The organism is Cedecea davisae (assembly GCF_044095835.1).
GTDB classification, from domain to species: domain Bacteria; phylum Pseudomonadota; class Gammaproteobacteria; order Enterobacterales; family Enterobacteriaceae; genus Cedecea; species Cedecea davisae.
On the sequence record NZ_CP172054.1, the window covers coordinates 3,726,438 to 3,740,430 of the forward strand.

Annotated in this window: 9 protein-coding genes; 4 read left to right on the forward strand and 5 right to left on the reverse strand. The window is 53.7% G+C overall.

Annotation, left to right across the window (positions count from 1 at the left end; genetic code table 11):
* Nucleotides 1–7 precede the first annotated feature (7 nt).
* Both tig and bolA read right to left on the reverse strand, forming a co-directional pair.
* Nucleotides 8–1,306 carry a trigger factor gene (gene tig / locus ACG1VR_RS17860; RefSeq protein ID WP_016535190.1) on the reverse strand — a complete coding sequence of 433 codons (1,299 nt, stop codon included), beginning with the start codon at nt 1,304–1,306 and terminating at the stop codon, nt 8–10.
* A 351-nt stretch (nt 1,307–1,657) separates the two neighbouring features.
* Nucleotides 1,658–1,975 carry a transcriptional regulator BolA gene (gene bolA / locus ACG1VR_RS17865; protein ID WP_039897969.1) on the reverse strand — a complete coding sequence of 106 codons (318 nt, stop codon included), beginning with the start codon at nt 1,973–1,975 and terminating at the stop codon, nt 1,658–1,660.
* Between the two features lie 304 nt (nt 1,976–2,279).
* On the opposite strand from bolA, the gene ACG1VR_RS17870 reads away from it, so the two are divergent.
* Together ACG1VR_RS17870 and ampG are read left to right on the forward strand one after the other, a co-directional pair.
* Nucleotides 2,280–2,858, forward strand: coding sequence for a lipoprotein (locus ACG1VR_RS17870; protein WP_016535187.1), 579 nt, complete (start codon nt 2,280–2,282; stop codon nt 2,856–2,858).
* 56 nt (nt 2,859–2,914) lie between these two features.
* Nucleotides 2,915–4,393 carry a muropeptide MFS transporter AmpG gene (gene ampG, locus ACG1VR_RS17875; protein ID WP_216377266.1) on the forward strand — a complete coding sequence of 493 codons (1,479 nt, stop codon included), beginning with the start codon at nt 2,915–2,917 and terminating at the stop codon, nt 4,391–4,393.
* A gap of 66 nt (nt 4,394–4,459) precedes the next feature.
* Here ampG and ACG1VR_RS17880 read toward each other — a convergent pair whose 3' ends face one another.
* Entirely contained in the window at nt 4,460–7,237 is a 2,778-nt protein-coding gene (locus ACG1VR_RS17880; protein ID WP_395489454.1) for a flavocytochrome c, read from the reverse strand.
* A gap of 649 nt (nt 7,238–7,886) precedes the next feature.
* Between ACG1VR_RS17880 and ACG1VR_RS17885 the strand changes: the two genes are divergently transcribed.
* Nucleotides 7,887–9,398 (forward strand): anion permease, encoded by a 1,512-nt coding sequence (locus ACG1VR_RS17885; protein ID WP_039897968.1) that lies wholly within the window; start codon nt 7,887–7,889, stop codon nt 9,396–9,398.
* 47 nt (nt 9,399–9,445) lie between these two features.
* Here ACG1VR_RS17885 and ACG1VR_RS17890 read toward each other — a convergent pair whose 3' ends face one another.
* Nucleotides 9,446–10,771, reverse strand: coding sequence for a molecular chaperone DnaJ (locus ACG1VR_RS17890; protein WP_395489455.1), 1,326 nt, complete (start codon nt 10,769–10,771; stop codon nt 9,446–9,448).
* 2 nt (nt 10,772–10,773) lie between these two features.
* Entirely contained in the window at nt 10,774–12,474 is a 1,701-nt protein-coding gene (locus tag ACG1VR_RS17895) for an Hsp70 family protein (protein ID WP_395489456.1), read from the reverse strand.
* Between the two features lie 539 nt (nt 12,475–13,013).
* Here ACG1VR_RS17895 and cyoA point away from each other — a divergent pair.
* Nucleotides 13,014–13,976 (forward strand): cytochrome o ubiquinol oxidase subunit II, encoded by a 963-nt coding sequence (gene cyoA, locus ACG1VR_RS17900; RefSeq protein ID WP_016535180.1) that lies wholly within the window; start codon nt 13,014–13,016, stop codon nt 13,974–13,976.
* Nucleotides 13,977–13,993: the final 17 nt, after the last annotated feature.

The window sequence follows — 13,993 nt, forward strand, 5'->3', positions numbered from 1 at the left end:
ATCAGGCTTACGCCTGCTGGTTCATCAGCTCGCTGAAGCTGGTGGCTTTTTCAGACACTTTAGCTTTAGACAGAACCGCTTCAACAGCCTGCTCTTCCAGAGCCACGTTACGCATGTTGTCCATCAGCTCTTTGTTTTTGCTGTAGAACTCGATAACTTCAGTCGGATCTTCGTAGGCAGAAGCCATTTCTTCGATCAGACCTTTAACGCGGTCTTCGTCAGCTTTCAGCTCGTGGGTACGAATCACTTCGCCCAGCAGCAGACCAACCACTACGCGGCGTTTAGCCTGCTCTTCGAACAGCTCACGAGGCAGCTCCAGAGCCTGCTTCTCGTTACCGCCGAAGCGCTGTGCAGCCTGGCGACGCAGAACGTCGATTTCGCTGTCGATCAGCGCAGCTGGAACGTCGATGTTGTTGGCGTTAACCAGACCGTCGATTGCCTGAGACTTAATGCGGTTACGCACTGCGCCTTTCAGCTCGCGATCCATGTTTTTACGCACTTCGGTGCGCAGGCCAGCAACGGAGCCATCTTCAACGCCGAAACGTTTGATGAACTCTTCGGTGAATTCCGGCAGTTCGCGCTCTTCAACTTTCTTCAGAACGATATCGAACTTGGCTGCTTTACCTTTCAGGTTTTCAGCGTGGTAATCTTCCGGGAAGGTCACTTCGATAGTGAATTCTTCGCCAGCTTTGTGGCCAACGATACCGTCTTCAAAGCCCGGGATCATGCGGCCCTGGCCCATTGCCAGCACGAAGTCAGAGGCTTTGCCGCCTTCGAACACTTCGCCGTCAACGGAACCGGTGAAATCGATGGTTACGCGATCTTCTGCAGTCGCAGCCGCTTCGCTTTCTTTCCAGGTCGCCTGCTGCTTACGCAGGGTGTCCAGCATCGCATCAACGTCTTCGTCAGTCACGTCAACAACCGGTTTTTCAACTTCGATTGCTTCCAGACCCTGCAGCTCAACTTCCGGGTACACTTCGAACTCTACAGAGTAGGTGAAGTCTTCGCCCAGTTTGTATTCGCCCGGAACGTAGTTCGGTGCGCCAGCCGGGTTGATCTTCTCTTTGATGATCGCATCAATGAAGTTGCGGCTCATCAGCTCGCCCAGCACGTCCTGACGAACGGAAGCACCGTAGCGCTGCTCAACGACGGTCATCGGCACTTTGCCTTTACGGAAGCCGTCAATACGAACTTTTTTTGCCACGTTGACCAGCTCGCTTTTTACAGCGGTTTCGATGCTGTCTGCAGCGATAGTAATCGTGAGACGGCGGCCAAGGCCCTGAGTGGTTTCAACTGAAACTTGCATCTTGTTACCTCAAAAAATCACAGTGCTCGGTCAACTCCGGAAGCCCAGATGGCTTCACAGAACCAGGATGTTCTCTGAATCAGAAACACATTCCTTGTCGTCAGAATCATCCCGAAGACATTCCGAAAAATAAGACGCAGCATTATAGCGGCATCGCTGGGGTGAGTCGAGAACGGCAATAGCGCGCGGCTGCGGCCTTTTTCACACTTCTCTGTCATTTATTCTTTTTTGCCTGCCCCTGCCGGGGTGCCGGACAAAACAAAACGGCCCGCAGGCCGTTTTTTTAAAACGCAGTATACATACCGCAACATAACGGAAAAGTTCCCTTAGTTGCAAACGCTTAGCGGTAAATCAGGCGATGCTGCCTGCTCCGCGACAGTTCGGCGAGGCAAACACCGTATCCTGCAGCCCCTCCCACTCTTTAATGGTGTAGGTATGCAGCGCAAGGGCGTGCACCGGGCCTGCCAGCTCTTCGCTTAATGTGCCATAAATCATACGATGCCGGTTTAAAAAGCGCTCGCCAACAAAGCGATCGCTAACCAGAACCACTTTAAAATGGCTTTCGGAGCCCGCCGGAACGTTGTGACGATAGCTTTCATCCACGACTTCCAGGTACGCGGGGGTAAATGCGGCTTTTAACTTCTCTTCTATCTGCTCGCGTATCAGCATGAACTTTCTCCTCAACAACGTAGAGATGCCACTCATCCCTTTAAATGTTAGCCGCTTTTAGCCAGCTTTTAATCCAAACACAACAAAAATTTAGCTTTCGCGAGCCTTTGCGGGTCAGACCTCTGAAGAGTCATGCATTTAAGGCACTAAAAGCGCCTGATGTTGTCAGAAGGAGTTGCTGCGGTTCAGAAATAATGCAACGCGATGAAATTCCGTGCGTTAAGCACTTCCCCTGAACGGCCGCAGTGTTATGATGGCGTGATTTTTTATCAGCCTGCCCTTTGAGTACATTGAGAAAGCGAACATGTTAAAAAAATTACTTTTCCCGCTGGTTGCCATGTTTATGCTGGCCAGCTGTGCTACACCGCCAACCACCATTGAAGTTTCGCCAAAAATTACGCTGCCGCAGCAGGATCCAAGCCTGATGGGCGTAACGCTGAGCATCAACGGTGCCGACCAGCGTACCGACCAGGCGCTGGCAAAAGTCACTCGTGACAACCAGTTGGTCACCTTGACTCCATCCCGCGACCTGCGCTTCCTGCTGCAAGAAGTGCTGGAAAAACAGATGACCGCGCGCGGGTATATGATTGGGCCAAGCAGCCCGGTTGACCTGCAGATCATCGTTAACCAGCTGTATGCGGACGTTTCCCAGGGCAACGTGCGCTACAACATCGCCACTAAAGCGGACATTTCAATCATTGCTACCGCTAAAAACGGCAACAAGATGACCAAAAACTACCGCTCCAACTACAACGTTGAGGGTGCGTTCCAGGCCACCAATAAAAATATCGCCGATGCGGTTAACTCCGTGCTGACCGATACCATTGCTGATATGGCTCAGGACACCAGCGTTCACGACTTTATCAAACAGAACGCTCGTTAATTTTTGCCCCGTTGGCCCGCTCGCGCGGGCCAACAACAGAGTTTGTACAATCCCCCATGTCCAATCATTATCTGCGCATCTTTCAGCAGCCGAAATCAGCTATTTTACTGATCCTTGGCTTCGCGTCCGGCCTCCCCCTGGCGCTGACCTCCGGTACGTTACAAGCCTGGATGACGGTCGAAAACATCGACCTGAAAACCATCGGTTTTTTCTCGCTCGTCGGCCAGGCCTACGTCTTTAAATTTCTTTGGTCGCCGGTCATGGACCGCTATACGCCCCCGCTGCTCGGGCGGCGTCGCGGCTGGCTGTTAATTACGCAAATTCTGTTGTTGGTGGCGATAGCCGCCATGGGCTTCCTTGAACCCGCTTCTCAGCTACGCTGGATGGCCGCGCTGGCGGTGATAATCGCCTTCTGCTCCGCTTCACAGGATATTGTATTTGATGCCTGGAAAACCGACGTGCTCTCCGCCGAGGAGCGCGGCACCGGGGCGGCGATAAGCGTTCTCGGCTACCGCCTTGCGATGCTGGTTTCCGGCGGCCTTGCGCTGTGGATTGCGGACCGCTATTTAGGCTGGCAGGCAACCTACTGGCTGATGGCAGCCCTGCTGGTCCCTTGCATTATCGCGACCTTTTTAGCACCTGAACCCACGGACGCCATTCCGGTGCCAAAAAGCCTGGAACGCGCCGTGGTTGAGCCGCTGCGGGACTTCTTTGGCCGCAATAACGCCTGGCTGATTTTGCTGTTAATTGTGCTTTATAAGCTGGGCGACGCCTTTGCCATGAGCCTCACCACCACTTTCCTTATCCGTGGCGTAGGGTTTGATGCGGGCGAAGTGGGCATGGTGAATAAAACCCTCGGCCTGTGCGCCACTATCGTCGGCGCGCTGCTCGGCGGAATGCTGATGCAAAAGTTGACCCTGTTCCGTGCATTGCTGATTTTCGGCATATTGCAGGGCGTGTCCAATGCCGGTTACTGGCTGCTGTCGGTTACCGATAAAGATATCATTACCATGGCGAGCGCGGTGTTCCTCGAGAACCTGTGCGGCGGTATGGGGACAGCCGCTTTCGTCGCGCTGCTGATGACCCTGTGCAATAAGTCCTTTTCCGCCACCCAGTTTGCCCTGCTGTCCGCCCTGTCCGCCGTGGGCCGCGTATATGTCGGGCCGATAGCGGGATGGTTTGTTGAGGCGCACGGCTGGCCGACTTTCTATCTGTTCTCTGTGGTCGCCGCGGTGCCGGGCATTCTTTTGCTGCTGGTGTGCAAACGCACGCTGGAATTTACTCAGCAAACCGAACGCTTTATGCCACGCAGCGAATTCGCGTCGTCCTACCGCCTCGCCCTGCGCGCGCTGAGCTTCGGCTGCCTGCTGCTGGCGGCCTGGCTGCTGGTGGTCATCAGTAATGCCCTCGGGTTCACCGAGTGGGAATTTGGCCTGCAACTGCTGGAATGGGGTGCTCTGTTCGCCATCGGTGGGATTTTATTTGGCGGGGTGCTGGACTTCCTGGCATTGCGCAAAACCGCCTTGCTCGGATAAAAAAAGGGCGGTCGCCCGCCCCTTCGAAGAGAACCGGAAATAGCGATATTTCCGGTTTTTTTTGCCTTAAGTCAGGGCGTGCGCTGCCGCGTTCTGCCCGGCAAGCGTACCGAAGATAATGATATCCGCCACGGCATTACCGCCGATACGGTTGGCACCGTGAATGCCGCCGACGACTTCGCCCGCCGCCCAGACGCCCTTAATGACCTGATGCTGATCATTCACGACTTCGGTTTCGGTGTTAATGGTTACGCCGCCCATGGTGTGGTGCACCCCTGGCGCGATACGGATAGCGTAGAACGGACCATGTTCCAGCGGGAAACGCAGCCCGGTGGTACGGCCAAAATCTTCGTCCTTGTTCTGCTTCACGAAGCCGTTGTAGCGCTCAAGCGTCTGCTGCAGCGCTTCAGGCTCCATATTCAGCTTCAGCGCCAGCTCGCCCGCGGTGGCCGCTCTAATCACAAAGCCACGGGCGATATATTCATCGGCCGCTTTATTGTTCTGGCGAACCTGCTCATCAAACAAGATCCATGCGCTTTTCTCCGGCAGGGCAATAATCTGCGCGGAAACATTGTCGCGGGTTTCCAGTTCGTTATAGAAGCGCTGGCCTTCCTGATTAATCAAAATTGCGCCGCCGCCGCGAATCGACTCAGAGATAAGATACGAAGTCGTCTGCTCTACCGTCGGGTGGATCTGGATTTGGTCCATATCTACCGTTCCGGCGCCAATTTTTTCCAGCAGCGCGATGCCGCTGCCGGTCGCGCCTTTATGGTTGGTGGTCACAAAGCCTTTCAGCTCCGGGCGATAGTGCACAACCATTTTACGGTTGGCGCTGAAGCCGCCGGTCGCCACCACCACGCTCTTCGCCAGCAGGATATGGTGCTCATTATATTCGTTCGCGATCTTCACGCCGGTTACCACACCGTTTTCGTGCAGGATCTCTTCCACGGTGGTATCCAGCAAGACGTCGATACTGCGCTGGTTAACGTTATTCACCAGGCCGCTTATCAGGAAGCCGCCAACCGCAGAGCGGTCTTCAGGGCGGTGGGTACGGTCAATGCTCATCCCGCCGGTGATGGTGATATCGTTGAGCACGATATCCAGGCTCGCCAGCCACTCCACAGCGCCCGGCGCGCGCTCGACAAACTCTTTGAGCAGCTCGGTGTTGTTGCGGAATTTGCCGCCTTTCAGGGTTTCCTGGTAGAACAGCTCTTTGCTGTCCTTAATTCCTTTCAGCGCCTGGAAGCGTGTTTCAGCCGCGTTCATCCCCACGGAAGCTTTAATGGTGTTCCCGCCGATGGTTGGCATTTTCTCGATAATCACCACGCGAGCGCCCGCATCGGAGGCACGAATAGCCGCCGCCAGGCCAGCACCGCCGCTGCCGATAACCGCAACATCGTAGCTCTGGGGTGCGTTCGGGTTGCCGCCTTCTTCAATAACGTGTTCTTTGCTGGAAGCGGTAAGCGCGCGGGAAACGGCCTTTTTCAGCGCCTCACTCTGGGTCGTTGCTCCGGTCACCGCATCAACGTATGGGCTGTTGGCCACCAGCATGCGCGAGCGCAGAACCTCAAAGCTGGAGGTAAAATCGACGTCCACAGAATCATCCTGAACCAGGGTGATATCGGTGATACGGTCGGTATCCAGCGTAACGCTGATTTTGAGCTTGAGCGCTTCGGCTTCCACCTTCTCCTGGAAGACGCCCGCTTTGTATTTGCGCCCCGGAGAGCTGACGTCGCGGATCATCGCATCCACCAGCGAGAAGCGCCAAAGCGGCTCAGGGATCAGCAGTTCTTCGCGTTTGGTGTTGTCGATAAACAGGTCGAGCGCTTCATTTTTCAGGATGCGGTCGGCCCAGTCAGGGTAGGCAATACACGCTTTACCCACGGCAATCAGATCGTAACCCAGGCCCAGCGCCTCTTCCGCCTCTTTGCGATTAACCACTCCACCCACGCCGATAACCGGCACTTTCGCCAGCGTTTCGGAACGCATGGCATGGTATTTGTCGATCAACATCGTCGGATCTTTAGTATCAACAATCGACGCACGCTTGAAGTAGCCCACGGAGAAGTGCAGATAATCGACGCCCCGCTCCGCCAGTTTTTCCAGCAGGTACATGGTGTCGTCGAAACGGATCCCGGGGACCTCAATCTCTTCAGGAGAGAAGCGGTAGCCGATAATAAAGGAGGCGTCGGCGAAGCGGCTTGCCATCTTATGGGTGATTTCCAGCACTTCCATCGGGAAACGTGCGCGATTTTCGCGGCTTCCGCCCCACTTGTCGTCACGCTGGTTAGAGTTTGGCGAGTAGAACTGCTGAATCAGGTAGGTGTTCGCCCCGTGAATTTCAACGCCGTCGAACCCGGCTTTAATCGCACGGTTTACCGCATCACCAAATTTGGTGATCATCACGTCCACTTCTTCGGCGGTTAAAGCCTGAGGCGTAGTCGCGCCTTCACGCGGTGCGGCAATCGCACTCGGCGCAACCGGCGTTTTGCCGCCAATCAGCTCCGGCTCCACCATCCTGCCGCCGTGGTAAATCTGCAAAATTGCTTTAGAACCCTGAGATTTAATCGCGCTGGCAATTCTTGCCAGGCCCGGGATTTTGTTGTCGCTGTCGATGGCTAAAGCGCCGGGGAACGCGGGCCCTTTCGGATCGATAAAACAGCACTCGACGATGACGGTGCCGATAGTCCCGGCGCGGGCGCGATAATATTCGACGAGATCGCTCGGTACGCTACCGTCGTAAAAACCCGTACAGGTGGTCATTGGCGCCATAATCAGGCGGTTTTTCAGCACCGCGCCATTAGGCAGGGTAAGTGGCTTCAGGAGTGGAGTCTGGGAGTTCATTATTTATCATTCCAGCAAGTGAGGTCGACATTGTCCGGCACTCAATGAGTAGCCCCGGCAGGCAACACAATTATCAGGGAGTAAAAAAACAGATTGATCTATTGAACGGAAATCGGCTATTTCGCGGAATATATTTTTCGAATGTTAGTCAACGGTTTTAAAAAAGCAAATGCAAATAATAACCATGAGTAATAAAAGGTTTTATTCAAAACCTATTCCACCGAAGCCGACAAGAAACTAAACGCAGCGGCAAACCGGGAATCGCTCAAGATTCGATCTTTAACCACTGAGATACTATGGATATAACAAAACTGATTTTTTTATTTAAATAAAATCATTGGTTTTTTGCTAAACAAAATCCAGAATTAAATACCAACAGCTAACGAGCATAATGCAAAGAAAGGGATAATTACTAATTGTTTCAGCATCATGACAGATACAAGAAGCAATCATTAATGGCACATTAAATATGTGGGTAAATGGAGGCGAGCACCTGGTGCGGTAAGCGGTCAGATTTGCATCAGTTAAAAAAACTATCATGAATGCATCAAAATCTGCCTATAAGAGATTAGGCAGAAATAAAATTCAGGAAACAGGTTACGCAGGGAATATTAATCGAATTCATCATGATAACTTTAAGGCACAAGCTATGACTAACACTTCAACAATAAGCGCAGCGGCAAAAGCTCCGCCTCCGAAAGCGGAGAATAAAAAGCGCTTTATACTGCTATTTTTACCGATCCTGATAAGCATAGTTATATTACTTCTGCCGGTTCCGGCGGGGTTAGAACCCTATGCGTGGCACTTCTTCGCCGTCTTCGTCGGCGTGATTGTCGGGTTGATCTTTGAACCTCTGCCGGGGGCCGTTATTGGCTTAACCGGCGTCGTGGTGATAGCTCTGTTCAGCCAGTGGCTGCTGTTTAGCCCTGCGGAAATGGCTGACCCTAAGTTCAAACTGGCCGGCCAGTCCTTCCAGTGGGCCGTTAGCGGCTTCAGCAATTCAACCGTCTGGCTTATTTTCGGCGCCTTTATGTTTGCCGCAGGCTACGATAAAACCCAGTTCGGCCGCCGTCTGGCGCTGATCCTGGTGAAGTATCTGGGCCGACGCAGCCTGACGCTGGGCTATGCGATTACCTTCGCAGACCTGCTGCTGGCGCCGTTTACCCCGTCCAATACCGCGCGCAGCGGAGGCACAATCTACCCGATTATTGCCAACCTGCCGCCGCTGTACGGCTCTTTGCCTAACGATCCAAGCTCAAGAAAGATTGGCTCCTACCTGATGTGGGTCGCTATCAGCGCGGCCTGTATCACCAGCTCGATGTTCCTCTCCGCCCTGGCCCCTAACCTGCTGGCACTGGCATTGGTAAAAAGCATTATCGGGTTCGAGATCTCCTGGGGCATGTGGTTCCTTGCTTTCCTGCCGCTGGGCGTGCTGCTTATCCTCACCATGCCGCTGCTGGCATACTGGTTCTATCCGCCGGAAGTGAAGGTGAATGACGAAGTGCCAAAATGGGCCGCCGCGGAGCTGGAAAAACTGGGCAAACTGTCGCGCAACGAAATCCTGCTGCTGCTGTTTGTGTGTAGCGCATTGCTGATGTGGATTTTTGCAGCCGCGTGGATTGAACCGGCGATGGCCGCTCTGCTGGTCATCATTCTGATGCTGTGGACCGGGGTCCTGAACTGGAACGACATTGTCAGCAATAAACCGGCCTGGAATACCTTCGCCTGGTTTGCCACCCTAGTGGCGCTGGCGGATGGCCTGGCGCGCGTGGGCTTTATCGCCTGGCTGGGTAAAGAAGGCGCGGCTCTGCTGCACGGCTTCGACCCGCAGGTTTCAGCGGTTATGCTGCTGGTTGCCTTCTATCTGCTGCACTACCTGTTCGCCAGCACCACCGCGCACACCACCGCGCTGCTGCCTGCGACGCTGACCATTGCCGCGTCGATTCCGGGCATCAACATGCCGGTATTCTGCCTGATGATGGTGACCTCGCTCGGGGTGATGGGGATTATTACCCCGTACGGCACTGGCCCAAGCCCGATTTACTACGGCAGCGGCTACTTGCCGACCAAAGACTACTGGCGGATGGGCACCATCTTCGGCGCCATCTTCCTCTGCTCGCTGATGCTTATCAGCTATCCGTGGATGGTATTGATGTTCTGATGCCCGCTTTATGAAGCAAAAAGCCCCCGATAGAATCGGGGGCTTTTTTATTTCACGAAGTAGACCGCAGGGATACCGATGCCATAGAGCATCGCCAATAGCAGGAAACCCAGTAAATTCGCCAGCATGGGAAGCTGCCGGATAAACAATATCGGGAACATAATGACGGTGACAACGATGCTTATGGGCAGCATTCGCCACTCTCTGCGTTTCAACCAAAGGATCCAGCAGACGGGTACCGCGATAAAAAACATCATCACAAAGGCTCTTCCGGTCTCGGCCTCAGCCTCTTTGCCTGGCCAATAGGTTACGCCGTGCCACGCGCGATAAAGTGCGACAACAAGAAGGCCCAGCGAAACAAGCCAGACAGCAGAATGTTGTATTCTGTAAGCTTTCCCACCCGGTTCGCAGCGACGTTCGAGTTCGGGATAAACCCAAATATATGCGGCCACAATCGCCAGCATAATTATCGATTGCACGGCCTGGTGTGATGACTGGTAGCCTGCGACATAAGCCGTGTAACCCCAGAAAAGCACCGCAATTAACGCTCCCCGACTCAGCGCCAGGCCCGGCTTATAAATCGCCTCCAGCAGCACCGGGTTAAGCCTCTCCTGTAATAAAGGAAACTGCTGCCGCAGCTCGCTGACCTGATTTCTTAACTGCTGAACAAAGTCCGGCATTAGCCGCGCCCACCAGGGGAGAGGCGCGCCCTTTTGCGTTAACAAACGCCACTTCAGGCGATTGAGCCAACCTTCGCTGTATTGCCGCTCCAGTATTAACCAGTAGTTTTCTCGCTCGGTATTGGCTATCTGTACCTCAAGAGCATGCAGAGTCCAGTCGGGCAGGTGCGATGAGCGATAGCTATCAAGCTGCCAGTCCATCATCGCCGAGATGTTATTCAGCAAACTACGATAAAGCCAGGGCTGCTCGCTCAGCGCTTCGGCGAGCATCAGGCTGAACGCCTGCCGGGCTTCCAGCGCGTCGGGAATATCCTGATCGAGATAGTGGTTTAGCTCACCAAAGCCGGTTATTTCATCCCGGACTAACTGCGAGGCGAGCGCCTGCGCCTTGTCCCAAAGTTCGTTCCTGCTCCAGGCCTCTTCCGGCGGTTCGGCCTGCTCATCAATCTGCTGATAAACGTCATCCGGCGCAGCAGGAAGCTCATCGAGCAGAATACTCTCCCCGGCATCTATCCAGACCGGCTCCGGCGAACTCGCATAGCGTTTGGCACTATCAAACGCTTCGCGCAACGCCTGGAACCCCTGCGGATCTTTGTCCGGCCGCCGCTGCTTCAGCTCGCGCGCATAGGCACGGCGAATTTCACTTTCATCCGTTGTGGGCGCAATACCCAGCACATCCCATATTGTCGCCATGTTTACAGTCCGTCGTTAAGCTGGTCCAGCACCCGGCGCAGTTCGTCCCGCGCGGCGGCGATAAGGCGTAAATCCTGGCGCTCCAGAGCCTGCTCAAACTGCGTGGCGTAGTGGTCGATAATTTGCCGCCTGTCGCCCAGCGTCTGTTCATAGCGTTTTGCCGCCTCGGCGGCCAGCTGGCGGTTTTCAGGAATATCCCGGGGATGCTGTTTAAGAGCATCCAGCTGCTTTAAGCGCAGGGCTATTTCTTCCGGGCTCAATGTCCCCGGAGCCTTTTCTATAATCATTGTCGAAGCGGTTTGCTCCCCGCTGACTTTGCATTCCACTTCCAGAATGCCGTCGAGGGTATAGGTGAAACGCACATCCACGCTAACTTCTCCCGCTTTGCGGGCAGGAACTTTGACAGACATGCTGTCGAGCAGCAGGTTGTCGCTGACCTTGCGCGACTCGCCCTGATAAACCTCGATATCAATCTGCCGCTGGTTATCGTTCACCGTGCTGAAGCTCTGCATCACGCTGACGGGCACAAAAGCGTTGCGCTCAATCAGCGGTGAGAAAAACCCCTCTTCTATTCTGTCGCCGTGACGGCGGGCAACTTCGATTCCCAGCGAATAAGGCATAACGTCGGTGAGCACGACGTCGTCCAGCGCTCTGTCTTCCGCGATTAATCCGGCCTGAACGCCAGCGCCCAGCGCCACCACTTCATCGGGATTCAGTTCGTTACGCGGGAAGCGGCCAAACATGCGGGTAACCAGTTGGCGTACCAGCGGCATACGCGTTGCGCCGCCGACCAGAATGACGCTATCGAGCTGGCTGGCGTCGAACTGCGCATCCTGTAGCGCCTGAACCACCGGTTTCTTTAATCGGGATAGCAGCCCGCTACAGCACTCCTGGAAAGTGGCTTCGTTTAGCTCCCAGCGATATTCCTCGCCGCCATAAGTCAGGCTTGCGCTGGCCAAATCCTGGCCGCTGAGCTGTTGTTTCAGAGACTCGGCCTGGCGCGTCAGGCTCGCCGCCAGCTCCGGGTTATCCAGCGTCAGCTGAGGGTAACGGCTAAGCATCCACTGGCGCAGAGCTTCGGTAAAATCATCCCCGCCCAGCCAGGCGTCCCCGCTGCTGGCGCGAACTTCAATCACGCCTTCGAACATATCGACAATGGAGACATCAAAAGTACCGCCGCCCAGGTCAAAGACCAGGAACTTTTGCTCGCGGCTGTCGGCAAGCCCGTAGGCCAGCGCCGCCGCAGTGGGTTCATTTAACAAACGCTCAACTTCCAGCCCGGCCATCAGCCCGGCGGCTTTAACCGCTTTACGCTGGGCGTCGTTAAAATAAGCCGGAACGGTTATCGCCGCCCGCGTAATAACGCAACCCAGAGCAACTTCTGCATCGGTTTTTAATTTCCGCAGCACTAACGCGGAGAGCTCTTCGGCGCGGAATGACTTGTCCCCGAGGGTGAATATTTTTTCGGTGCCCATATAGCGCTTAAAGCTGGCAACCGTAAGATGAGGGTGGCTAACCAGGCGGGCTTTTGCCGCTTCGCCGATGAGCAGTTGGCCTTCGTCGTCCAGACCAACAACGGAAGGCGTCAGTCGCCCCTCTCCGGCGGCGGCTATCAAGCGCGCTGCATCTTCACTAAACCAGGAAACGGCACTATTAGAGGTGCCGAGATCGATGCCAATAATGGGTGAGTTATTTCCTGTCATTACCTTATCCCTGTAGTGATTGTGTCTATAAATTAACCGCGTGCCCTTCTTGTAGTCCCGCTGCGGCTCAACGATAAAAATAATTAATACCGGTGAGTGACTTTTTTGTCTAATAATAGCGCAGCGTTTAACTGTTACAGGCGTGGACTATTTATCGTAATTAAATACAGTTTTCTTTAATTACTTTGTTCCACACAGATTAAAAGATTATCCTTAACGATTCAGCCCGGTGCGAAATTAATATTTGTTGAAAATATGTGACAAATGCTGCCGCATTGTTAATCAAATGTATTTTAAATTGATTGGTTATACCAATTTTCCCGGTCTATTTCCCCTGAGATAGGTTTTCGTTATATCCTTCAGCTACCGCGCACCAACGCTAGATTTTACAGTTTGTTGCATTCTGTGTGACATCGGCGGCAGAACCCAGTAACACCCTACTGACACTGAGCCATTCATGTTTACAGTAATGTAACCTTCCCGTAAAATGCCGGCACACTTTAAACGACAATAGAGCTCCCTGGAATTGAGGTCGTTAAATGAGACTCAGGAAATACAATAAAAGTTTGGGATGGCTGTCATTAATCGCAGGCACATTTTTACTCAGTGGCTGTGATTCTGCACTCCTTGATCCCAAAGGACAGATCGGACTGGAACAACGTTCATTGATTCTGACGGCCATCGGCCTGATGTTGATTGTCGTTATCCCTGCAATTGCAATGGCTATCGGTTTTGCCTGGAAGTATCGGGCTTCAAACAAAGACGCCAAATACAGCCCAAACTGGTCGCACTCGAACAAAGTTGAAGCTGTGGTCTGGACGATTCCTATCCTTATCGTTATCTTCCTCGCGGTACTGACCTGGAAAACCACTCACGCTCTCGAACCTAGCCGCCCGCTGGAGCACGAAGCGAAGCCGGTGACCATCGAAGTTATCGCTATGGACTGGAAATGGTTCTTCATCTATCCGGAGCAGGGTATCGCTACGGTGAATGAAATCGCCTTCCCGGCCAACACCCCAGTGGAATTCAAAATCACCTCTAACTCGGTGATGAACTCCTTCTTTATTCCGCGCCTGGGTAGCCAAATCTACGCAATGGCAGGCATGCAGACCAAACTGCACCTGATTGCCGACGAAGCGGGCACCTACGACGGTATTTCGTCAAACTACAGCGGTAAAGGCTTCTCCGGGATGAAATTCAAGGCTATCGCCACCCCGGATATGGACACCTTTAACCAATGGGTTGCTAAAGCGAAACAGTCTCCGGAAGTCATGAACGATATGGCGACCTACGAGAAACTGGCCGCACCAAGCGAATACAACAAAGTCGAATACTTCTCCAGTGTTAAACCTGATTTGTTTAAAGACGTTATTAACAAATTTATGGGACACGGGAGCATGCACATGGCCAAGCCGGAAGGTGAACAAGCTTCCCATGACGATATGAAAGGCATGGAAGGTATGGAAGGCATGGACATGAGTCACGCGGAAACCTCTCACTAAGGGGCCGAGGAATAATA